A 23,591-nucleotide genomic window follows, 5' to 3' on the forward strand; every position below is an offset into this window, starting at 1 on the left:
CGCGCGGCCCGGCGGCGGCCGGCCTCGGCGCGCGGCGCGGGCGCATGCATACGCGCGTGCTGATGGCCGGTATTCGGCTTGCGCGCATATTCCGCCGCCCCGTTAGCATGTGACGAATCGGACTTTGGGGGCCGCGCGCGCGACGCTAAGATCGCCGATCCCGTAGATCGCGCGTTCCAGAACGATGAAAAAGTCCGCTTCGCCGTTGCATGCTGTTCGTTTCCGTGTCGTCTGCGCCGCGATTGCCGGCGCGTTGTCGCTCGCATCGTGCGGCGGCGTCGACAGCGATCCGCCGTCGTCATCGACGAACCCCGCGCCGCCGCTCGCGGCGAAACGCCCGAACATCCTGTACATCATGGCCGACGATCTCGGCTATTCCGACATCCATGCATTCGGCGGCGAGATCAACACGCCGAACCTCGACGCGCTCGTCGCGTCGGGCCGCATCCTGTCGAACCATCACACGGGCACCGTCTGCGCGATCACGCGCGCGATGCTGGTGTCCGGCACCGATCACCATCTGGTCGGCGAAGGCACGATGGGGGTACCGACCGACGAACGGCGCGGGTTGCCCGGCTACGAGGGCTACCTGAACGATCGTGCGCTGTCGTTCGCACAACTATTGAAGGATGCCGGTTACCACACGTATATCGCGGGCAAGTGGCATATCGGCTCGGGGATCGTCGGCAGCGCGACGGGCAGCGGGCAGACGCCGGACCAATGGGGCTTCGAGCGCAGCTACGTGCTGCTCGGCGGTGCGGCGACCAACCACTTCGCGCACGAGCCGGCCGGCTCGTCGAACTACACGGAAGACGGCCGTTACGTGCAGCCCGGCCAGCCCGGGCAGCCGGGCGGTGCGGGCGGCAGCCCGGCCGTGTTCTATTCGACCGATTTCTATACGCAGAAGCTGATCTCGTACATCGATTCGAACAAGCGCGACGGCAAGCCGTTCTTCGCGTACGCGGCGTATACGTCGCCGCACTGGCCGCTGCAGGTGCCCGAACCATGGCTGCACAAGTACGCGGGCGTGTACGACGCCGGCTACGACGCGATCCGCAATGCGCGGATCGCACGGCAGAAGGCGCTCGGCCTGATCCCCGCCGATTTCAAGCCGTTCGACGGCCTGCCCGAAACGACGGCGGCGTCGCCCGCGACCGCGAACAACGGCACCGCGAATGCGAAATACGTCAGCGCGGTGCATTCAGCCGCCGACGGCTACAGCGACTACGGCCCCGGCAAGGTCGACAAGCTGTGGTCGAGCCTGTCGCCGGCCGAGCGCCGGGCGCAGGCACGCTATATGGAGATCTATGCGGGGATGGTCGAGAACCTCGACTACAACATCGGACTCCTGATCCAGCACCTGAAGGACATCGGCGAATACGACAACACGTTCATCATGTTCCAGTCGGACAACGGCGCGGAAGGCTGGCCGATCGACTCGGGCGCAGACCCGACGGCGACCGACACCGCGAACGGGCAGGAGCCGGTCTACTCGACCCTCGGCACCGACAACGGCAAGCAGAACGCGCAGCGCCTGCAGTACGGGCTGCGCTGGGCCGAGGTGAGCGCGTCGCCGTTCCGGCTCACGAAGGGGTATTCGGCCGAAGGCGGCGTATCGACGCCGACGATCGTGCGCCTGCCGGGCCAGACGCAGCAGTTGCCGACGCTGCGCGCGTTCACGCACGTGACCGACAACACGGCGACGTTCCTCGCGATCGCGGGCGTCACGCCGCCTTCGCAGCCGGCGCCGCCGCTCGTCAACACGCTGACGGGCGTCGACCAGAACAAGGGCAAGGTGGTCTACAACAACCGCTACGTGTATCCGGTCACCGGCCAGTCGCTGCTGCCGGTGCTCACGGGGTCGGCGACGGGCGAGGTGCATACGACGCCGTTCGGCGACGAAGCCTACGGCCGCGCCTACCTGCGCAGCGCCGACGGCCGCTGGAAGGCACTGTGGACCGAACCGCCGCTCGGGCCGCTCGACGGACACTGGCAGCTTTACGACCTCGCGTCGGATCGCGGCGAGACGACCGACGTGTCGGCGCAGAACCCGTCGGTGATCGGCACGCTCGTCGACCAGTGGAAGACCTACATGAGCAACGTCGGCGGCGTCGAACCGCTGCGTCCGCGCGGTTACTACTGATACCGGGGCGACACGATGCGGTTCCGGTTCTGGACGATCGGCGCGGCGCTGGCCACCACGTTGTTCGCCGCCGCGTTCGCGGCCGGTTATGCGAATCCCGTCGCGCCGGGGGGCGACGCATTCGACGACGCGAATCGCGGCCGCGCGCTCGCGCCGCTCGGCTCGGAGCGGCAATGCGAGCGTTACTCGGGGCTGCCGGCAAAGTGGCGCGACGACCCGAAGGCCGGGATGGTGCATCTGCGCGGCGGCGCGTTCGTGTTCGGCAGCACGCGCGGCTACGCGGACGAGCGCCCGGTGGGCGACGGCCGCACGCGTGTCGGCGGCTTCTGGATCGACCAGACCGACGTGACGATCGCGCAGTTCGCCGCGTTCGTGCAGGCTACCGGCTACGTTACCGAGGCCGAGCAGCAGGGCGGGGCGGCCGTGTTCCATGTGCCGACGCGCGACGAGATGAACGCGCGTGACCTCGCGTGGTGGTCGTGGGTGAAGGGCGCATCGTGGCGCCATCCGCGCGGGCCGGGCAGCGGCGTCGACGGGATCGGCAACCTGCCCGTCACGCTCGTCACGCAGCGCGATGCGCTCGCGTATGCGCGCTGGCTCGGCCGCGACCTGCCGACCGAGGCCGAATGGGAATACGCGGGCAAGGCGGGCCGCGACGACGCGTCGCTCGACGCGGCGCCGCGCGACGCGCAGGGCAAGCCGGCCGCGAACTACTGGCAGGGCGCGTTCCCGGTGCTCGACACGGCCGAGGACGGCCATGCGGGGCTCGCGCCCGTCGGCTGCTACGCGGCGAACGGGTTCCGGCTCTACGACATGATCGGCAATGCGTGGGAGTGGACGAAGGACGCCTATACGGGCCCGCACCAGTCGCATACCAACGGCGACACGGCAGCCGTCGCGCCGCCGACGCGTCGGCACGATACGCCGATGGTCATCAAGGGCGGCTCGTTCCTGTGCTCGCGCGATTACTGCGTGCGCTATCGCGCGTCGTCGCGTGAACAGCAGGAAGCCGATCTCGGTGCGTCGCATATCGGATTTCGCACGATTCTGAGGGATGCGTCATGAAGCGCGTCGTGCACTACCTGGGCGCGTGGCTGATGGTTGCGTGCGGGGGCGCTCATCCGGCTTTGGCCATCGCCGCTGAATCGACTGCTGCGACTGCACCGACTGCTGCGACTGCGGCGACTGCGGCGGCCGTCCGCGTCGGCGTGACGCGCGGCGTGCATGCGCAGATCCTCGACGAAGTGAAGCGGGTCGCCGCGTCACGAGGATTCGGCATCGACGTCGTCGAATTCGACGATGCGTCGCGCATCGACGCGGCGCTGGCCGATGGCCGGATCGACGCGGCCAGCTTCGAGGATGCGCAACAGCTTGCCGCGACGCGCGCGCAGAAACGCTACGCCCTGACCGGGATCGCGCCGACCGTCACGCTGCCGATGGCGCTTTATTCGCGCAAGCTCAAGAACCTGAACGAACTGCAACCCGGTGCGACGGTCGCGATTCCCGCCGATCCGCGCGGGATGGCGCGTGCGCTCGTGCTGCTGCAGAACGACACGCTGGTGACGCTGCGCGAGCAGGCCGGCCTGCATGCGACGTTGCGCGACGTGACCGGCAACCGGCTCGGGCTGAAGCTCGTCGCGCTGCGCCGCGAACGCCTTTACGCGGCGCTCGACAAGGCCGCGTTCGTTGCAATCGACAGCGACGATGCCGCGCGTGCCGGGCTGCAACCCGCGCGCGACAGCATCAGCCTCGAGGACGCGCGCTCGCCGTATGCGAACGTGCTGACGGTGCGCGATGCCGATCGCGCGAAGCCGTGGGTGACGCAGCTCGTCGCCGCCTATCACTCGGACGACGTCGCGCGCTTCATTCTCACGCGCTACCAGGATTCGGTGCGACGGCCGTGGTAGACACCTACCTGCTCGCGTGCAACGCATGCGGACGCTGCTGCAACAGCGCGCCGACGCTGTCGTTGCGCGAACTGTTCCGGCATCGGCATCGCTTCGTCGGTGCGCTGACGATCGGTCGCGTGCCGAAGCGGCGGATCGGCGAGCGCTGGCGCGCGGGCGGCCGCGAGCACGCGTTCGATGCCGACGATGTCGCGGCTTTCGATGCGCTGGCCGGGCAGTTGTTTCACCGCACCGGCGGCGCGGGGAGCGAATGGATCGCGCTGACGCTGCAGGGCTACGACTATCCGTCGCTCGGCCGTTGCGCGGCACTGGCCGACGACGGCCGCTGCAGCGTGCATGCGGACAAGCCGTCGATCTGCGGCGCGGTGCCACTCGATCCTATGCTGCCCGACCGGTTGCAGTCCCGAGTGCTGGCTGCGCGGCGCGACGATGCGGCGTGGCTTGGCGCGGACTGCATTGTCGAAACGACGAGCACGCAATCTCCCGTCGCGGCTTCGTTCCCGATTCCGCTGGTGACGGCCGGACAGGTCGCAGACCGCGCGGCGCTCGATGCATATCGCGATGCGCTCGTGTTCGAGCGCGCGGTGTGGCGCGACGCGGTGTTCGCATCGTTGACCGGCGGCGGGCAGGAGGGACATCGTGCGCTGTCGCGGCTTGCACCCGGCGGCTACCTGACCGTGTCGATCGTGCCCGTCCTGCTCGCCGTTGCGTCGGTATCCGCGCATTGCCGCACGCTGTGCATCGACTTCATCGACGCTCAGCGTGCATTGATCGCCGTGAACATCGACGCGGCACTCGCACGCCGGCATGCCGGCGACCGCCCCGCGACGCGCGAGTTGCGCGGCTTCGGCGAGGCGCTCGAACGTGCACGGCACGCGCTGGCCGCGATGCCGGCGCCCACGGCCGGCATGCGTGAAGACGCGCCGCGCATCGACGCGTGGCTCGCCGGCCGGGCCGGTGCCGATCCGCTGGCCGCGTGACGATCGCGGCACGCTGCCCGTGCCTTACAATCGCCGCTCTTTCAATCGCTATCGCTGGAGCAGGCATGTACGCGTCGACCTTCATTTTCCGTGCCGGTCAATACGACGACGAGTTCCACCGGCTCGACCGGCAGATCGCCGACATGGCGCGCGCGACCCCCGGTTATCTCGGCGAGGAGACGTGGGAGAACGCCGAATCGGGGTTGATCCAGAACGTCTACTACTGGGAGTCGGAGGCGGCGCTGCAGCAGTTGATGCAGCATCCGGCGCATCGCGAGGCAAAGGCGAAGCAGGCGCGCTGGCTGGACGGCTATCGCGTCGTGATTTCGAAGGTGCTGCGCGAGTACGGCGACGGCAAGCTGATGCAGCCGCACGGAGGGTTATCCGCGTGAATAGCTGTCTGAATCATTTATTTCGCATTGCAGATAAGTAACGACATGCCGCGTCTGGAAGCTCGCGCTTGAACGCGGATTTCCGCGGTATCGCGTGCAATCAATTCTTCATCAAGCATGGCCAAGGTGGCTGGGCTATACGCTCAGGCACCCGAAAAACACGGCTTTGCGCAACCCACGCCTCAAAGCGCTTCAACCAACCGCCGCGTACTCTTCTCGCAATACTCATGACACGCGACCCGCGCCGCAATCGACGCGCCGTGCACGAACCTCGGCGCATCCGCCCGCCGCGACATCGACACGACGATCGACGGCGGTGACGGCTGCAGCGGCAGTTCGACGACTTCGCCGCTCTCGATCAGCGCATCGACGAACAGCACCGGAATCGCCGCGACGCCGAAACCGTCGCGCACGAGCTGAACGATCACGGAGATGGAAGGCGACCCGGTGATGCGCGTGTCCGACAGCGGCACGCCGTGCGCATGCGCAAGGGTACGGACGATATCCTCGAGCGCGCGGTGGGGCGCCGTACCGCGCCCATACGTGAGAATCGGCTGGCGCAGCACCTGCCGCGCGAGGCCCGAGCGCGTATTCGGCAGCAGCCCCGCCCGCGCGATCCAGCGCACCGGATAGTTCGCGAGCGCGTCGCACACGACCGACGCTTCGTCGCTGCCTTCCACGCGGATGATCAGGTCGAGCTCGCCGGCCATCAGCCGGCGCTGCAGCACGACGCTGACGTCGACGGTCAGGTCGATTTCCAGCTGCGGATAGTCGGCCGCCAGCCGCCGCATGTAGTGCGGCAGCCAGCTGTGCACGACGGTCTCGATCACGCCGAGCCGCAGCTTCCCGCGCAGCGCACTTTCGCCGGACGCGGCGGCCAGCAGTTCCTGCGTCGCCTCGACCACGGCTTTCGCGTAGCCGAGCAGGTATTCGCCGTTCGGCGTGAGCCGGAACTCGCGGCTGTCGCGGTCGACGAGTACCGTCTGCAATTCGTCCTCGAGCGCCTTCAGGCGCTGCGAGATCGCGGCCGGCGTCGCATGCAGCGCGGCGGCCGTCGTGCGGAAGTTGCGCAACTTCGCGAGCGTGACGAAGGTTTCGAGAAAACGCGTGTTCATGGCGGTCGGACGGAGCGTGGATGCGCACTTTGCCGGTGAGGAAAAGTGAACGGAGCCGGGGAAAACCCGAAGATCTGTTAAGAAATTCTATACACGAAGCGCAAAAAAACTCGTTGGCGACAAAATTTTTTCTTTTCTATTCTTCGCCGTATCCGATGACACGGCACCGTCATCCCGACGACACACCGACAAGCGACAGAACCTCATGACGCCTTCCGAATTCCGCCAGTCCGTGCGCCGCGGCGCATTCCGCGGCCCGACCGCGGGCCATTGCGGTCCGTACGCGCAAGCGAACCTCGCGATCCTGCCCGATGCGTACGCGCACGATTTCCTGCGCTTCTGCCAGGCGAACCCGAAAGCCTGCCCGCTGCTGGGCGTCGGCGAACCGGGCGCGTTCCGGGTCGACGCGCTCGGCGAGGATCTCGACATCCGCACCGACGTGCCGAGCTACAACGTCTACCGCGACGGCCGCCTGACCGAGCGCGTCGAGTCGCTGGAAGCGCTGTGGCGCGACGATTTCGTCGTGTTCGCGATCGGCTGCTCGTTCTCGTTCGAGGACATGCTGGCCCGCGAAGGGATCGGCCTGCGCCACGTCGAGGAGGGGCGCAACGTGCCGATGTACCGCACGTCGATCCCGAACCGCCGGGCGGGGATCTTCGGTGGCCAGCTCGTCGTGTCGATGCGGCCGATGCGCGGCGCCGACGCGATCCGCGCGGTGCAGGTCACGAGCCGGTTTCCGGGCGTGCACGGCGCGCCGATCCATCTCGGCGATCCGCGCGAACTGGGCATCGCCGACCTGAACGCGCCCGAATTCGGCGACGCGGTGACGATCCGCGACGGCGAGCTGCCGGTGTTCTGGGCGTGCGGCGTGACGCCGCAAACCGCGCTGATGGACGCGAAGCTGCCGATCGCGATCGCGCACACGCCCGGCCACATGCTGATGACCGACATCACGAACGCGTCGCTGGCCGTATTCTGATCCGGGGCGACGACGGCCCGCACCACATATCGCACGACATACCGCACGCACGACCGCCGTTTGACGGCGCATCACGACAGGAGCATCACCATGGAAAGCAAGACCCTCGCGGCGAGCGCCGCGGAGCCCGCGAGCCCCGAGCGCAACGGCCTGTTCTCGTGGTACGGCGACGCGCAGCCGCGCGAGCGCCGCGCGTTCTGGAGCTGCAAGGTCGGCTACATGCTCGACGGGATGGACACGCAGATGCTGTCGTTCGTGATCCCGACGCTCGTCGCGACCTGGGGCATCTCGTTCGCGGATGCGGGCTTCATCGGCACGGTCACGCTGCTCGCGTCGGCGGCCGGCGGCTGGATCGCCGGCATCCTGTCCGACCGGATCGGCCGCGTGCGCACACTGCAGCTCACGGTGCTGTGGTTCGCCGTGTTCACCGCGTTGTGCGGGCTCGCGCAGAACTACCATCAGCTGCTCGCCGCACGCGCGCTGATGGGCTTCGGCTTCGGCGGCGAATGGACGGCCGGCGCCGTGCTGATCGGCGAAGTGATCCGCGCGCGCGACCGCGGCAAGGCGGTCGGCCTCGTGCAGTCGGGCTGGGCGATCGGCTGGGGGCTGTGCGCGCTGCTGTATGCGCTGCTGTTCTCGGTGCTGCCCGCCGAGCAGGCGTGGCGCGCGCTGTTCCTCGTCGGGCTCGCACCGGCGCTGCTGGTCGTCGCGATCCGCCGCTACGTGAAGGAGCCGGACGTCTACGAGAAGGAGAAGGCCGCGCAGGCGAAAGTGGCCGACGCGCCGCGCCTCACCGAGATCTTCGCGCCGAAGCTGATCACGACGACGCTGCGCGCGGCGCTGCTGACGACCGGCGCGCAGGGCGGCTACTACGCGATCACGACGTGGCTGCCGACCTTCCTGAAGACCGAGCGCCACCTCACGGTGATGGGCACCGGCGGTTATCTGGCGATGATCATCTTCGGCTCGTGGGTCGGCTACCTGACGAGCGCGTACCTGACCGACCGCCTCGGCCGCAAGCCGAACTTCATCCTGTTCGCGCTCGGCTCGATGGTGATCGCGTTCGCGTACACGTCGCTGAACCTGACCAACGCGTCGATGCTGTGGCTCGGTTTCCCGCTCGGCTTCTTCGCATCGGGCATCTTCTCGGGGATGGGCGCATTCCTCACCGAACTGTTCCCGACCCGCGTGCGCGGCTCCGGCCAGGGCTTCTGCTACAACGTGGGCCGCGCGATCGGTGCGCTGTTCCCGTTCCTGATCGGCGCGCTGTCGAAGCAATACGGGCTCGGCATGAGCATCGGCATCTTCGCGGTCGCCGCATACGGCGTGGTGATCGTCGCCGCGCTGACGCTGCCCGAGACACGCGGCCGCGAACTCGACGCCGCCTGAACCGGCGGGGCGGTCCGCCCCGCGTTGTCCCCCCCTTTCATCGCCCCCGTGACATGGCGCGCCGCGCGCGCCGTGCGGCGGCGCTCGTCCCTCGATTTCACGACGCATCGACCCGACATCATGACTGACCGACACGACACCCCCGTTTCCTCCGACGCCGCGCGCTGGCAATTCTGGATCGACCGCGGCGGCACGTTCACCGACATCGTCGCGCGCCGGCCCGAGGGCACGCTCGTCACGCACAAGCTACTCTCGGAGAACCCCGAGCAGTATCGCGACGCGGCCGTGGCCGGGATTCGCCACCTGCTGGGCCTTGCGGCCGGCGAGCCGATCACGCCCGAGCGCGTCGACATGGTGAAGATGGGCACGACGGTCGCGACCAACGCGCTGCTCGAACGCAAGGGCGAACGCACCGCGCTCGCGACGACGCGCGGTTTTCGCGACGTACTACGCATCGCGTACCAGAACCGGCCGCGCCTGTTCGATCTCGACATCGTGCTGCCCGACGCGCTGTACGAAACCGTCGTCGAGATCGACGAGCGCGTCGGCGCGCACGGCGACGTCGTCGTGCCGCTCGACGCGGAGCAGGCCGAAGCGTCGCTGCGCCGCGTGTACGACTCGGGCGTGCGCGCGCTCGCGATCGTGCTGATCCACGGCTATCGCTACACCGCGCACGAGCGCGCGCTGGCCGCGCTGGCGCGCCGGATCGGCTTCACGCAGGTATCGGTGTCGCACGAGGTGTCGCCGCTGATGAAGATGGTGTCGCGCGGCGACACGACCGTCGTCGACGCGTACCTGTCGCCGATCCTGCGTCGTTATGTCGAGCAGGTCGCGCACGAGATGCCGGGCGTGAACCTGCAGTTCATGCAGAGCAGCGGCGGCCTCACGCGTGCCGACGCGTTCCAGGGCAAGGACGCGATCCTGTCGGGCCCGGCCGGCGGCATCGTCGGGATGGTGCGCGCCGCGCAGGCGGCCGGCTTCGAGCGCGTGATCGGCTTCGACATGGGCGGCACGTCGACGGACGTGTCGCATTACCACGGCGAGTTCGAGCGCGTGTTCGAGACGCAGGTCGCCGGCGTGCGGATGCGCGCGCCGATGATGAGCATCCATACGGTGGCCGCCGGCGGCGGCTCGGTGCTCGGCTTCGACGGCGCGCGGCTGCGCGTCGGGCCCGAGTCGGCCGGGGCGAACCCGGGGCCGGCCGCGTACCGGCGCGGCGGCCCGCTGACGGTGACCGACTGCAACGTGATGCTCGGCAAGATCCAGCCCGATCATTTCCCGCGCGTGTTCGGCCCGCATGCGGACGAACCGCTCGACCGCGACGGCGTGGTCGCGAAGTTCGCCGCGCTCGCCGACGAGATCCACGCGGCGACCGGGCGGCGCGAGACGCCCGAGGCGCTCGCCGAAGGTTTCCTGGAAATCGCGATCGGCAGCATGGCGAACGCGATCAAGAAGATCTCGGTGCAGCGCGGCCACGACGTGTCGCGCTACGTGCTGACGACGTTCGGCGGCGCGGGCGGCCAGCATGCGTGCGGCGTGGCCGACGCGCTCGGGATGACGCAGGTGTTCGCGCACCCGCTCGCGGGCGTGCTGTCCGCATACGGGATGGGCCTCGCCGACCAGACCGCGATGCGCGAGCGTGCGGTCGAGGCGGTGTTGTCCGACGCGTCGCTGCCGGCGCTGAACGCGGCGCTCGACCGGCTGGCCGACGAGGCCGTCGGCGCGCTGCTCGAACAGGGCGTGCCGCAGGCGCGGATCGCGATCGAGCGCCGCGTGCACCTGCGCTACCAGGGCACCGATTCGACGCTCGACGTGCCGGCCGGCAGCGTCGCCGCGATGCAGCAGGCGTTCGAGGCCGCGTACCGGCAGCGCTACGCGTTCCTGATGCCCGGCACGCCGCTGGTGGCCGAACTCGCGTCGGTCGAGGCGATCGGCCGCTCCGACGCGCCGGTGGAGATCGCCCCGCTCGCGCCGCGCGGCGACGGCAGCGACTCTGACGCGCTGCGCGCGCATTCCGCGGTGCGCTTTTATTCCGGCGGCCAATGGCACGATGCGGCGCTCTACGTGCGCGACACGCTGCTGGCCGGCGACGCGATCGACGGCCCGGCGATCGTCGCGGAACAGAACGGCACGACCGTCGTCGAGCCCGGCTGGCGCGCGCAGATGACCGCGCAGGGCAACCTCGTGCTGACACGCACGACGCCGCTGCCGACGCGCCGCTCGCTCGGCACCGACGCCGACCCGGTGCGGCTCGAGATCTTCAACAACCTGTTCATGTCGATCGCCGAGCAGATGGGGCTGCGGCTGCAGAACACCGCGTACTCGGTGAACATCAAGGAGCGGCTCGACTTCTCGTGCGCGATCTTCGACGGCGACGGCAACCTGATCGCGAACGCGCCGCACATGCCGGTGCACCTGGGCTCGATGGGCGAGAGCATCCGCACGGTGATCGAGCGCAACCGCGGCCGCATGCGCGACGGCGACGTGTTCATGCTGAACGATCCGTATCACGGCGGCACGCACCTGCCGGACGTGACCGTCATCACGCCGGTGTTCGCGGACGGCTCGGACGCGCCGCTGTTCTACGTCGGCTCGCGCGGCCACCACGCGGACATCGGCGGCACGACACCGGGCTCGATGCCGCCCGATTCGACGCATATCGACGAGGAAGGCGTGCTGATCGACAACTGGCAGCTGGTGTCGGCCGGCACGCTGCGCGATGCGGAAACCCGCGCGCTGCTCGCGTCGGGCCGCTACCCGGCGCGCAACGTCGAGCAGAACATGGCCGACCTGCGCGCGCAGGTCGCCGCGAACCAGAAGGGCGTCGACGAGCTGCGCCGGATGGTCGCGCAGTTCGGCCGCGACGTCGTGCTGGCGTTCATGGGGCACGTGCAGGACAACGCGGAAGAAGCGGTGCGGCGCGTGATCGGCGCGCTGCAGGACGGCGCGTACCGCTACCCGCTCGACAATGGCGCGGAGATTCGCGTCGCGATCCGCGTCGACCGGGCCGCGCGGCGCGCGGAAATCGACTTCACGGGCACGTCCGCGCAGCTCGACAACAACTTCAACGCGCCGAAGGCCGTGTGCATGGCCGCCGTGCTGTACGTGTTCCGCACGCTGGTCGGCGACGACATCCCGCTGAATGCCGGCTGCCTGAAGCCGCTCACGGTGATCGTGCCGGCCCGCTCGATGCTGAATCCCGAGTATCCGGCGGCGGTCGTGTCGGGCAACGTCGAGACGTCGTCGGCCATCACCAACGCGCTGTACGGCGCGCTCGGCTGCGTTGCGTCGAGCCAGGGAACGATGAATAACTTCACATTCGGCAACGATCGCTACCAGTACTACGAGACGATTGCGGGCGGCAGCGGTGCCGGCGAAGGCTTCGCGGGCGTCGGCGCGGTGCAGACGCACATGACGAACTCGCGGCTCACCGATCCGGAGGTGCTGGAATGGCGCTACCCGGTGCGGCTCGATTCGCACCGGATCCGCGCCGGGTCGGGCGGCGGCGGCCGCTGGCGCGGCGGCGACGGCGCGGTGCGGCGGATCCGCTTCCTCGAGCCGATGACCGCGTCGATCCTGTCGAACAACCGGATCCACGCGCCGTTCGGCGCGGCGGGCGGCGAGGCCGGCGCCCTCGGCCGCAACTCGATCGAGCGCGCGGACGGCACGGTCGAGGCGCTCGAGCATATCGGCCGTGCGCAGATGGCGCCGGGCGACGTGTTCGTCGTCGAAACCCCGGGCGGCGGCGGATACGGCGCGGCGGGCTGAGCCGGGCGACCGGCGTGGGCGACCGGCGCGGGCGCCCCGCGCCGGCACGCGGATAACATTGCAACGGACTGTGGAATAAAGCCGTGCATTAATGCCCGAACGGAATCAAAAAATACGGAAAACCGGGTCGCAGGAACGCGATCCGACCCTGTCGCCACGAGCCCGCCGCAGCGTTGCCCCCGTACTCCGGAATCGGCCGCAAACGCCCGCTCGGCGGGGCGTTCAGCCTGTCGCGCCAGGCGCGTTGTGCACCGCCGCACCCGCGTTCAGACGGGCTGCCAATCATGAAAAATCCGGCTTGCCAATCGAGTCCCAATTCCTTGACACTCTGCTCTAAATGTGAGTGCCATTCTCGATCGTCATTTGATAAGATGGCTCTCATCATTCGTTAGGCACAACCTGCGCGCATCACGCGCGAACGCCGGGTCGCATTAGCTGGAAACAAGTACGGGACGAGGCCCATCATCACGGCAACCACGGTTGCCTTTCCGGGAGCGCGCTGCGCGGCCCGGAGGGGCGGTCGGCCGACTCGCCTCCGTCTACACTGTGCGTTTTTTCTGGATCGGGGCGTCTCCATGGATGACGAAAACGATAGCGCGGTGCTCGAGGCGCACGTCGGTACGCGCAGCCCCTGCTGGCGTCTCGGCAGCGACAGCAATGCACTTGAACTGGCGGCCGTCCGCGGCCTGACCAACGTCGCCGTCGCGCTGACGGCCGAACAGGCCGCGAGCATCCGCGCGCTGACCGGCGTCACGTCGCACCTCGTGCTCGACATCGCGCTGTACGGCGAACCGGTCAGGCTCCATCTCGTCGGCCGGAAGGTCGACACGACCAACTGGGCCGGCACGGCCTCCGCCTATTCCGATGCCGAGTCCGTCGCGGTCGATCTCGCGCACGGGCTCGCGTTCGCCGAGCAGGTCGTGTCGGAGGTGAACTCGCTCGTCGTGATCCTCGACCGCAACGGGATGGTGCAGCGCTTCAACCGCCTGTGCGAGGAAGTGACGGGCAAGCGCGAGGTCGATGTGATCGGCCGCAGCGCGTTCGAGCTGTTCATGAGCCCGGAGCAGGGCGCGCAGTCGCGCAGCAACATCACCGGCTTTTTCGCGAGCAACCACTCGTTCGCGGTCGAGCGCTACATCAATACGGTCAACGGGCCGCGCCTGTTCCAGTTCCGCAACAAGTTCGTCCAGAGCGGCAGCGGGGTCGACGAGCAGTTCCTGATCTGCTCCGGCATCGACATCACCGAGGAGCGCAGCGCGCAGCAGCGGCTCACCGAACTCGCGAACACCGACGTGCTCACCGGGCTGCCGAACCGCCATGCGATCAGCGAGCGCATCCACGCGGCGATCGCCGCGGAAACCGCCGCGACGCGCGGGCAGGTCGGCATCCTGTTCCTCGATCTCGACAACTTCAAGCGCGTCAACGATCACTACGGGCACATCACCGGCGACCGGCTGCTGCAGGACGTGTCGGCGATCATCAGCGGCTGCCTGCCGTCCGGCGCGACGCTCGCGCGGCTCGGCGGCGACGAATTCCTCGTGCTGTTCGAGCACGGCACGCGGCCGCTGCTCGAAGCGACCGCGCAGATCATTCTCGAGCGGCTGCGCACGCCGATCCATCTCGGGCTGATGGAGGTCTACACGAGCTGCTCGATCGGCATCGCGATGCATCCGCAGCACGGCGACTCGCTCGAGACGCTGATCCGCAGCGCGGATACCGCGATGTACGTCGCGAAGGAAGAGGGCAAGCATACGTACCGCGTGTTCTCGCTGGAGATGAACCAGAAGGTCGCGAAGTACATGTGGCTCGACACGAACCTGCGCAAGGCGCTCGAAGAAGAACAGTTCGTGCTGCACTACCAGCCGGTCGTCGATATCGCGACCGGCGACGTGCATGGCGTCGAGGCGCTGATCCGCTGGCAGTCGCCCGATCGCGGGCTCGTCGCGCCGATCGAATTCATCCGCTTCGCGGAGGAGTCGGGCCTGATCGCGCCGCTCGGGCGCTGGGTGATGCGCACCGCGGCCGCGCAGGCCGCCGCGTGGAAGGCGAAGGGGCTCGGTATCCGGATCGCGGTGAACGTGTCCGCGCGGCAGTTGCAGGATATGAACATCGTGCACCAGATGGCGTCGATCCTCGACGCCGCGGGCCTGAAGCCCGGCCTGCTCGACATCGAGCTGACCGAGAGCTGCTTCATCGAGGACGAGGAGGCGGCCAACGGGCTGATGCGCCAGTTCCGCCAGCTCGGCGCGGAGATCCATCTCGACGATTTCGGCACCGGTTATTCGTCGCTGTCGCAGTTGTCGCGCCTGCCGCTCGACGCGATCAAGCTCGACCGCACCTTCATCACGGCCATCGACCGCAATCCGCGCTCGCAGGCGCTGGTGCGCTCGGTCGTGTCGCTCGCGAAGGCGCTGAATTTCGCGGTGATCGCCGAAGGTGTCGAAACGCATGCGGAAGCCGAGTTCCTCAAGCAGCTCGACGTCGATCACGCGCAGGGCTACTACTACGCGCGCCCGATGCCGGCACAGGCGTTCGAGGCGTGGCTCGCGGAAACGAGAAAGCTCAGGCTGATCGCCTGAGCGCCGTTCATGAAAGGGCGCCGCCCGCAGGCGGCGCCCGTCGCACTACACCGTGCGCAGCTTCGACACGCGCCGGTTCTGCAGCATCACGAGGCGTTCCATGTACGCGAGATCCTTCGGCTCGATCGTGAACGCCGCATGCACCCATGCTTCCGTGATGTCCATCAGCTCGGAGCGCGACAGCTGGAACACCCGCTCACGCGCGCGCAGCATCGCGCGCACGCCGTTCAGCTTCGGCTTCGTCACGTCGATGAAGGTACGCGTCGCGAGATACGCGTCACCCGCGTCGAACGTCTGGTCGATCAGGCCGCGATCCTCGTACCACTCGGATGCGTGCGCTTCGCCGGTCGCGATCAGTTGCTCCGCGAGGCCCCGATCGGCCTTGCGCGCGACCAGTGAATAGCCGCCCATGCCCGGGAACAGGTTGAACGCGATCTCGGGGAACCCGAGCTTCACGCCCTTCTGCGCGAGCACGTAGTGATGCGCGAGCGCGGCCTCGAAGCCGCCGCCGAGCGCGCTGCCCTCGACCATCGCGATCGAGATCGCCCCGGTGCCGAAGCCCGTGTAGATCTCGTACACGCCGTCGATGCACGAGCGCGCGTAGGCCATCAGCAGGTCGCGCTTGCCGCTGCGGATCGCATCGACGAAGAAGCTCAGGTCGCCGCCGACGTTGAACAGCTCGGGGACGAGCGAGCCCGTCACCCAGAAGTCGAACGGCAGGCCCGAGTCGCGTGCGACGCGTGCGAGATGGATGATGTCGGTAACGAGTTGCTGGTTGAAGCACGGCCGCGGCTCCGATCGCAGCATCATCCACATGACATTACGTCCTTCTTCGTAAAAGGCAGTCAGTTGCGTGAGTTCGCCGGCTTCATAAAACGGGCGGCACGCGGGATGGGATTGGAGTTGCATGGTATGTCCTCGAGAGATGTGGTTTTTGAAGACCGTCGCGCCCGGTGCCGAGCGGGAGACGGGTTCCCGCAGGGCGCCGGGCGCGAGGCATCGCCATTGTTGCGCGCGCACAAAAGTCGAATTGCGGGGAACAACGCACGAACGGGGCGCAGGTGCCGGTTGCGCCGGGGCGGGGGGGGAAGGTGGCGGCGAGCGGGGTGGGCCGGTATCGGGCGGTACGACGTGTGGGGCCGGCGGGCGCGGGAAGGCGGCCGGCAAGATCACCGTGAAGGTCGCCACGAAGATCACCGCGAAGGTCGCCGGGGCAGGTTCGTCGTGTTGCGCGAGTGCGTGCGGGCGGACGATCCGGCGCGTGGCTGCCGGCGTCGTTCGTTTACACGCTGAAAGCGGTGCCGGGCCGCCGGGCGGCCCCTATGGAAGATGCGGACTGGCGCCGCGCCCGTGCGTCGATTAGTTTTAAAAGATCACGCAGCGCGTGGTGCCGGACGTTCCGGGAGGGGACCATGACCGCATTCCAGAAAGTGTGGCAATTGCTCGTCGGCAAGCCGCTCGACCCCCTCGATCCGCGCACGCGGCATGCGATCGCCGTGACGCCGCTGCTGGCCTGGGTCGGGCTCGGCGCCGACGGCCTGTCGTCGTCGTGCTACGGCCCGGAGGAGGCGTTCCTCGCGCTCGGCCAGCACCACGCGCTCGCGCTGTTTCTCGCGCTGGCGACGGCGGCTACCGTGTTCATCATCGCGCTCGGCTACAACCAGGTGATCGAGCTGTTCCCGACGGGCGGCGGCGGCTACCGCGTCGCGACGGCGCTGCTCGGGTCGAAGCCCGGGCTCGTGTCGGGCGCGGCGTTGCTGGTCGATTACGTGCTGACCGTCGCGACGTCGCTCGCGAGCGGCGTCGACGCATTCTTCAGCCTGCTGCCGGTCAGCGCGCAAGCCTTCAAGCTCACCACCGAGATCGTGCTGATCCTGATGATGACGGGGCTCAATTTCCGCGGGATGCGCGAATCGATCATGGTGCTGCTGCCGATCTTCATCGGCTTCGTGATCCTGCACTTCGGGCTGATCGTGTACGGCGTCGCCGTGCACGGCAGCAGCCTCGCGATGGTTGTGCCCGACGCCGTGCACGAAGCGCACGGCATGTCGCAGTCGCTCGGCCTGTTCGTGCTGCTCGCGCTGCTGATGCGCGCGTTCTCGCTCGGCGGCGGCACCTATACGGGCCTCGAGGCCGTGTCGAACAACGTGAACATGCTTGCCGATCCGCGCGTGCCGAACGGCAAGGTGACGATGTGGTACATGTCGACGTCGCTCGCGTTCACGGCCGGCGGCATCATCCTGCTGTACATGCTGTGGCACGCGAAGCCCGTCGACGGCGAGACGCTCAACGCGGTCGTGTTCGGCAGCGTGATCGACCACCTCGGGCTCGGCTCGGCGTTCGCGCGCCACGCGCTGCTCGCGGCCGTGCTCGCGTTCGAGGCCGGGCTGCTGCTGGTCGGCGCGCAGACGGGCTTCCTCGACGGCCCGGCCGTGCTGTCGAACATGGCGTCGGATTCATGGGTGCCGCGCCATTTCCGCGACCTGTCGGGGCGCCTCGTGCGGCAGAACGGCATCATCGTCGTCGGGCTGTCGAGCCTGCTGATCCTCTTGTGGACGCACGGCAACGTCGACGTGCTCGTCGTGCTGTACAGCATCAACGTGTTCCTCACGTTCAGCCTGTCGCTGCTCGGGCTGTGCACGTACTGGTGGCGTCATCGCAGCGAGCCGGGCTGGCTCAAGCACTTCTTCCTGTCGGCGCTCGGGCTGAGCGTGACGGCGACCGTGCTCGGCATCACGCTGATCGAGAAGTTCACGGCGGGCGGCTGGCTCACGGTGCTCGTGACGAGCGCGGTGATCGCGCTGTGCTTCATGATCAACCGCCACTACGCGTATACGCGCGCGCAACTCGCCAAGGAGGACGAACTGTTCTCGGGCAAGGCGCCCGAAGTCGACGAGGCGACCGCGCCGGGCAAGCCAGACCCGTCTCAGCCGACCGCCGTGCTGCTGGTCGGCAAGCATCGCGGTGCGAGCATGCACGCGCTGCTGTGGGTCAACCGGCTGTTTCCCGGGCACTTCCGCAACGTGATCTTCCTCGCGGTGGGCGAAGTCGACGCGAAGGCGTACGACGGTCACGAACATCTCGAACGGCTGCGTCACTCGATCACCGAGGCGCTCGACTACTATGTCGCGCACTGCCGTCGCAGCGGCATCGCGGCCGACTACCGGATCGCGTTCGGCACGAACCCCGTCGTCGAATTCATGAACCTCGCGTCGTCGACGCTCGATGAGTACCCGAATGCCGTGTGCTTCGCGAGCAAGCTGATTTTCCGGCGCGTGAATTTCCTGACGGCCTGGCTGCACAACCAGACGCCGGTCGAGTTGCAGGCGCGCCTGCACGTCGAGGGCAAGCAGATGGTGCTGCTGCCGATGAACGTCGGTTAGCGAGCGGGCGCGGCCGCGTTGCACGCCCGCGTGGACGCGGCACGCTTCGCCGGCGACCGGGCAGCGGCCGTCAGGGCCGGTGATGCCGATGCGGACGGTTCGGCCGCCGCAGCAGCGGATGATGGAATCTGGCTCTCGCGCGGTCGCGCCCCGGGCGCTTGAAGAAGAACAGCGCGGCGAGTGCGGCGAATGCCAGCAGGACGACGCCTTCCACGATTGCGCTTTCCATGGTGCCTCCCGGCCGCGCGCGATGACACATCGATGACTCATTGTAGGTCGGCCTGCGCCGGCTTGACGCGTGCGGATGCGTCGCCCACACTGGCCGGCACGAGGGCCGCGCGCGTGACCTTGCCCGCCGCGAGGCCGCGTTTTCCGAACCGCGACGAGGTGCGATGTGGTGCGCTTTTCTGTCGGCCTGGCCGGCTGGATGTTGGCATGTGCTGTTGCGCTCGGCGCATCGCATGCGGCCGGTGCGAGCCCGGGTGCGAGCGTGGCCGCCGACGCGCCGCACGACGCGGCCGGCACGGCGCCCGTCACGCTCGTCAGCGACGTCCACGAATTCGTGATCCAGCACGACGGTTCGCTCGACGAGCACGACGATTCGACGCTGCGCGCGAACGACGCGAACGGCATCGACGCCGTCGCGCAGCGCTACGTGTGGTTCGACAAGAATCTCGAGAAGGTGGAGCTGCTCGCGGCCGAGACGATCGACCGCGACGGTGTCGCGCATCCGGTCGGCGTGGACGGCATCCGCGACGTGCAGGAACCGCGTTCGGCCGGCGCGCCGACGTTCCAGGACGGGCTGTTGCGCACCGTCGTGTATCCCGGCGTCGAAGCCGGGTCGAGCACGCGCGTGGCGTTCCGCAAGACCCGCACGAAGCCCGTCAACCGCGGCTACTTCGGCTACACCGTGGAGCCGTCGCGCGAGCCGGTCGACAACCAGCGGCTGATCTTCGACGTGCCGGCCGACATGCCGCTGTACGCGGATGCGCGCGGTTACGTCGCGCTGCCTCCGGTCACCGCGAACGGCCGCACGCGCTACGAGTTCGACTACCGGCACGGCCCGTACGACCGCATCGAGAACGGCGCGGTCGGCTACGCGACCTACGGCGACCGGCTCGTCGTGTCGACGCTGCCCGACTATGCGGCGTTCGCCGCGCGCTACCGCAACGCGGCCATCGATCCGGGCACGGACGATCCGGCCGTGACGCAACTGGCGCGCGCGCTGACCGCGGGCGCCGCCGATCCGCGCGACAAGGCGCGCATCCTGTACGACTGGGTGCAGGCGAACGTGCGCTACGTCGGGCTGTTTCTCGGCGAAACGGCTGCCGCGCCGCATCGCGTCACCGACATCCTGCGCAACCGCTACGGCGACTGCAAGGATCATGTCGCGCTGTTCGGCGCGCTGCTCGCGGCGGTCGGTATCCGCAGCGAACCGGTGCTGATCAACCTCGGGTCCGTCTACACGCTGCCGTCGGTGCCCGGTTACGGCGGCGGGGCGATCAATCATGCGATCACGTGGCTGCCCGACCTCGCCCGTTATGCGGATACGACGACGGCCGGCATCGCGTTCGGCTATCTGCCGCCCATCGTGATGGATCGTCCCGCGCTGCTCGTCGATACGGGCGTGCTGTCACGCACGCCGGCCACGCAGCCGCGCGGCCGCGTCGCGCGGGTTCAAATCGATGCGGCCGGGCCGGGTGCCGCGCAGTTTCACGCGTACATCGAGGATGACGGCTGGACGGCCGAACTCGAACGCAACCTGTTTCGCCGTGCGCCGCCCGACGCCATCGTCCAGCTCGCGAACAACCGTCTGCGGCAAAGCGGCTTGCGCGGCCGCGCGCAACTGTCGACCAGCGACCGGCGCGTGACCGACGGGCCGTTCGACGTGACGCTTTCCGGCACGCTCGATCATTTCGTATGGCCCGACGGCACGACCGCGTTACCCGCGCTGTCGAGCCTGACGGGCGGCATCGCGACGCAGGTCGAGAGCTGGCTGGCCGAACCCGTGCGCACGCAGCCGTGGGGCTGTATCGGCGGCACGTTCGACGAGACCGGCCAGATCGCGCTGCCGGCCGACGTCGCGGTGACCGACCTGCCGGCCGATACGGCCGTGCACGACCGCTTCGTCGACTTCACGTCGCATTACGTATTCGACGCGGCCGCGCATGTCGTGCAGGTCTCGCGGCGGATGACGGCGGATTTCGGCCGCCAGGTGTGTACGCCGGACGAATTCACGGCGTTGCGCGCGTCGCTCGAACGCATCGAGCGCGACACGCAGGCGCAGATCGTCGTGCGGGCGAAAGGGCGCTGAACGTTGAACGTTGAACGGGCAGGGGACGTGAGCGCGTGGAGACCATCGGTCGACGCGCAGGAGGGACATCATGACGGAACGGGATCACGAGATCGCCGATCTCTCGAAGGAATTGCTGGGCCGGATCGTGCAAGGCACCGTTGCCGGCGGCGCGGTGGTGGATGCGGAGCAGTGCGCGGCGCTTGCCGTGCAGTGCGCGACGGCGCTGGTCGACAGGCTGGAAGCGCGCAGCGGCTGAGCGCGGCAATCACGCGTTACGCTTCGACGCGCGCCTCGCCGTCCGCGCGCACGGCGCCCGGCGGCTTGCCCACCACGCGCTTGAACGCGCGGCTGAACGCGGCGAGCGAGCCGTAGCCGAGCCGGTACGCGACGGCCTCGATCGTCTCGTGGTCGCGCGTGATCCATTGCGCGGCGAGCCGCATCCGCAGCTCGGTCAGGTAGCGCACGGGCGTCATCCCGGTGGCCGCGAGAAAGCGTTCGGCGAACACCGAACGTGACACGCCCGCTTCGGTGGCGAGTTCCGCCACGCTCCAGTTGCGGCCCGGATCGCGATGCAGCGCGACGATCGCGCGGCCGAGCTTCGGTTCGCGCAGCGCCTGCACCCAGCCCGTCGCGTCGCCGCAGCCGCATTCGACCCAGCCGCGCACGATGAACGCCGCGACCACGTCCGCGAGCCGCGCGAGGATGCCGGCGAAGCCCGCGCGCGCCGAACAGGATTCGCGCTCCATCGCATCGAGCATCGGGCGGATTTCCGGGTAGCGCGCGAGCAGCGTGCCGACGTGCATGAACTCGGGCATCGTGCCGACGAGCGGCTGCATGCCGCCGAGGTCGAGCTCCATGCACGCGCTGAAGATCAGCGCGTCGCCGGCACCCGGCTCGGTCGTCGCGCAGCTTGCCGGCGACGCGCCCGCCGATGCCACCGATGCGACCGTATCGCAGATCTTCGCGACCTCGAAGCCGTTGATCTCGCGGCACGGCGCATCGGGGTCGGAGACCAGCGCGTGCATGCCGCCGTGCGGCAGCAGGATCGCGTCGCCGGCTTCGAGCCGCATCGTCTCGCCGTTCGCGTCGCGCAGCAGCACGGGCCCGCGCCCGACGAAATGGAACTGCGCGCGGCCCGGCGCATCGCCGAAACTCAGCCCGAACGGCCGCGCCACCTGGATGCGGCGGTACTGGACGCCGCTCAGGCGCATCCCCAGCAGCAGTTCGCTGACGAGGTCGTGTACGTCGGACGCGGGGGAAGACAAGGGCTCGGACATGGCGAGATTCGGACGATCGATCAACAAGAGCGGATTGTATGTCATAGACCGTCCTGCTGTGGTTCCTTACGATACGCCGTCATCGGTATTTTCCCTAAACGACACGGAACGACGCATGAATCCCGGAATTTCCTCTGTCGCCGCGACGGCGGCCCCCCGCGAACCGGCCTGGGGCGCGGTATTTGCGATGGCACTCGGCGTGTTCGGGCTCGTCACGGCCGAATTCCTGCCCGCGAGCCTGCTGACGCCGATGGCCGAGAGCCTCGGCGTGACCGAAGGCGTCGCCGGGCAGGCCGTCACGGCCACCGCGACGGTGGCGCTCGTCACGAGCCTCCTGATCTCGGCGGTGACGCGCACGATCGACCGGCGGCGCGTGCTGCTCGCGTTTTCGGTGTTGCTCGTCGCGTCGAATCTCGCGGTCGCGTTCGCGACCAGCCTGACGATGCTGCTGATCGGCCGCGTCGTGCTCGGCGTCGCGCTGGGCGGCTTCTGGACGATGGCGACGGCCACCACGATGCGGCTCGTGCCGACGGCGATGGTGCCGCGTGCGCTGTCGATCATCTTCAGCGGCGTGGCAGTCGCGACGATCGCGTCCGCGCCGATGGGCAGCTACTTCGGTCACCTGATCGGCTGGCGCAACGTGTTCCTGATCGCGGGCGCGCTCGGCGGCATCGCGTTCGTGTCGCAGCTCGTCACGCTGCCGTCGCTGCCGCCGAGCGGCACGACGCGGTTGCGGACGCTGATCGACGTGCTGCGCCGGCCGACCGTCGGCCTCGGGATGTTCGCGACGATCCTCGTGTTCACCGGGCACTTCGCGTTCTTCACGTATCTGCGGCCGTTCCTCGAACAGGTCGCGGGCGTCGGCGTGAACGGCCTGTCGGCGATCCTGCTCGGCTACGGTATCGCCAACTTCGTCGGTACGTCGCTCGCGGGCCGCGTGCTCGAACACCGGCTGCGGCCGATGCTGATCGCGATGCCCGCGCTGATGGTCGTGCTCGCCGTCGCGCTCGTCGCGCTCGGCCGCGCACCGATGATCGATGCGGTGCTCGTCGCGTTGTGGGGGATGGCCTTCGGCGGCGTGCCGGTCGCGTGGTCGACCTGGGTCACGCGCACCGTGCCCGATGAGGCCGAAAGCGCGGGCGGGCTGATCGTCGCGGCGATCCAGCTTGCCATCGCGACGGGTGCGGCGGCCGGCGGCGTCGTGTTCGACGCGAACGGCGCGGCTGGCGTGTTCGTGGGCGCGGCCGTCGTGCTGGCCGTCGCGGTCGCGGCGATCGTGACGGGCGTGCCGAAGCGGGTCGGCGTCGCCGCGTCCTGACCGGCCGGCAGGCCGGCATGGTGGCGCGGTGGTGCAGGCCCGTCGGCGGCCGTCCGCCCGTCGGG

Annotated in this window: 16 protein-coding genes and 1 pseudogene; 13 read left to right on the forward strand and 4 right to left on the reverse strand. The window is 68.7% G+C overall.

Annotated features, from left to right (window positions below):
• Window positions 1-184: 184 nt before the first annotated feature.
• From AB3K92_RS10515 to AB3K92_RS10535, 5 genes are all read left to right on the forward strand, one after another.
• Window positions 185-2,143, forward strand: a complete 1,959-nt coding sequence (locus tag AB3K92_RS10515) for an arylsulfatase (RefSeq protein ID WP_048021715.1) — start codon at window positions 185-187, stop codon at window positions 2,141-2,143.
• A 15-nt stretch (window positions 2,144-2,158) separates the two neighbouring features.
• Window positions 2,159-3,208 (forward strand): formylglycine-generating enzyme family protein, encoded by a 1,050-nt coding sequence (locus AB3K92_RS10520; protein ID WP_060070924.1) that lies wholly within the window; start codon window positions 2,159-2,161, stop codon window positions 3,206-3,208.
• On the forward strand, window positions 3,205-4,050 hold the full coding sequence (locus AB3K92_RS10525; protein ID WP_369464973.1) for a MetQ/NlpA family lipoprotein: 846 nt from the start codon (window positions 3,205-3,207) through the stop codon (window positions 4,048-4,050). Before AB3K92_RS10520 ends, AB3K92_RS10525 begins: the two co-directional genes overlap by 4 nt.
• Window positions 4,044-5,030, forward strand: coding sequence for a flagellin N-methylase (locus tag AB3K92_RS10530; RefSeq protein ID WP_369464974.1), 987 nt, complete (start codon window positions 4,044-4,046; stop codon window positions 5,028-5,030). The genes AB3K92_RS10525 and AB3K92_RS10530 overlap by 7 nt, the downstream gene beginning before the upstream one ends.
• A 65-nt stretch (window positions 5,031-5,095) precedes the next feature.
• Window positions 5,096-5,422, forward strand: coding sequence for an antibiotic biosynthesis monooxygenase (locus tag AB3K92_RS10535; protein ID WP_021161671.1), 327 nt, complete (start codon window positions 5,096-5,098; stop codon window positions 5,420-5,422).
• A gap of 182 nt (window positions 5,423-5,604) precedes the next feature.
• Here the strand turns inward: AB3K92_RS10535 and AB3K92_RS10540 are convergent, their stop codons facing one another.
• Complete coding sequence (locus AB3K92_RS10540) at window positions 5,605-6,537, reverse strand: LysR family transcriptional regulator (protein WP_021161672.1); 933 nt, start codon at window positions 6,535-6,537, stop codon at window positions 5,605-5,607.
• A 193-nt stretch (window positions 6,538-6,730) separates the two neighbouring features.
• Here AB3K92_RS10540 and AB3K92_RS10545 point away from each other — a divergent pair.
• From AB3K92_RS10545 to pdeR, 4 genes and pseudogenes are all read left to right on the forward strand, one after another.
• Window positions 6,731-7,516, forward strand: a pseudogene (locus tag AB3K92_RS10545) (putative hydro-lyase); the annotation flags it as partial.
• 90 nt (window positions 7,517-7,606) lie between these two features.
• Window positions 7,607-8,905, forward strand: coding sequence for an MFS transporter (locus AB3K92_RS10550; protein ID WP_021161674.1), 1,299 nt, complete (start codon window positions 7,607-7,609; stop codon window positions 8,903-8,905).
• A 120-nt stretch (window positions 8,906-9,025) separates the two neighbouring features.
• A complete protein-coding gene (locus AB3K92_RS10555) occupies window positions 9,026-12,673 on the forward strand; it encodes a hydantoinase B/oxoprolinase family protein (RefSeq protein WP_369464975.1) in 3,648 nt (1,215 codons plus the stop codon).
• Window positions 12,674-13,248: 575 nt separating this feature from the next.
• Window positions 13,249-15,252 carry a cyclic di-GMP phosphodiesterase gene (gene pdeR / locus AB3K92_RS10560; protein ID WP_048024380.1) on the forward strand — a complete coding sequence of 668 codons (2,004 nt, stop codon included), beginning with the start codon at window positions 13,249-13,251 and terminating at the stop codon, window positions 15,250-15,252.
• 45 nt (window positions 15,253-15,297) lie between these two features.
• On the opposite strand, the gene AB3K92_RS10565 is transcribed toward pdeR, so the two are convergent.
• Entirely contained in the window at window positions 15,298-16,161 is an 864-nt protein-coding gene (locus AB3K92_RS10565) for a crotonase/enoyl-CoA hydratase family protein (protein ID WP_021161677.1), read from the reverse strand.
• 503 nt (window positions 16,162-16,664) lie between these two features.
• On the opposite strand from AB3K92_RS10565, the gene AB3K92_RS10570 reads away from it, so the two are divergent.
• Complete coding sequence (locus tag AB3K92_RS10570; protein ID WP_060048384.1) at window positions 16,665-18,635, forward strand: APC family permease; 1,971 nt, start codon at window positions 16,665-16,667, stop codon at window positions 18,633-18,635.
• A gap of 70 nt (window positions 18,636-18,705) precedes the next feature.
• Here the strand turns inward: AB3K92_RS10570 and AB3K92_RS10575 are convergent, their stop codons facing one another.
• Entirely contained in the window at window positions 18,706-18,864 is a 159-nt protein-coding gene (locus tag AB3K92_RS10575) for a hypothetical protein (RefSeq protein ID WP_021161679.1), read from the reverse strand.
• A 198-nt stretch (window positions 18,865-19,062) separates the two neighbouring features.
• Between AB3K92_RS10575 and AB3K92_RS10580 the strand changes: the two genes are divergently transcribed.
• The gene (locus AB3K92_RS10580) at window positions 19,063-20,949 is read left to right on the forward strand and encodes a DUF3857 domain-containing transglutaminase family protein (protein WP_369465778.1); all 1,887 of its coding nucleotides are present in this window, start codon (window positions 19,063-19,065) and stop codon (window positions 20,947-20,949) included.
• Window positions 20,950-21,019: 70 nt separating this feature from the next.
• Entirely contained in the window at window positions 21,020-21,187 is a 168-nt protein-coding gene (locus AB3K92_RS10585) for a hypothetical protein (protein ID WP_021161681.1), read from the forward strand.
• Between the two features lie 16 nt (window positions 21,188-21,203).
• Here AB3K92_RS10585 and AB3K92_RS10590 read toward each other — a convergent pair whose 3' ends face one another.
• Window positions 21,204-22,253, reverse strand: a complete 1,050-nt coding sequence (locus AB3K92_RS10590; RefSeq protein ID WP_124922566.1) for an AraC family transcriptional regulator — start codon at window positions 22,251-22,253, stop codon at window positions 21,204-21,206.
• A 70-nt stretch (window positions 22,254-22,323) separates the two neighbouring features.
• Here AB3K92_RS10590 and AB3K92_RS10595 point away from each other — a divergent pair, with 70 nt between their 5' ends.
• Window positions 22,324-23,526, forward strand: coding sequence for an MFS transporter (locus tag AB3K92_RS10595; RefSeq protein ID WP_021161683.1), 1,203 nt, complete (start codon window positions 22,324-22,326; stop codon window positions 23,524-23,526).
• The last annotated feature ends 65 nt before the right edge of the window (window positions 23,527-23,591 follow it).

It is taken from the genome of Burkholderia sp. Bmkn7 (assembly GCF_041103175.1).
GTDB lineage: Bacteria > Pseudomonadota > Gammaproteobacteria > Burkholderiales > Burkholderiaceae > Burkholderia > Burkholderia cepacia.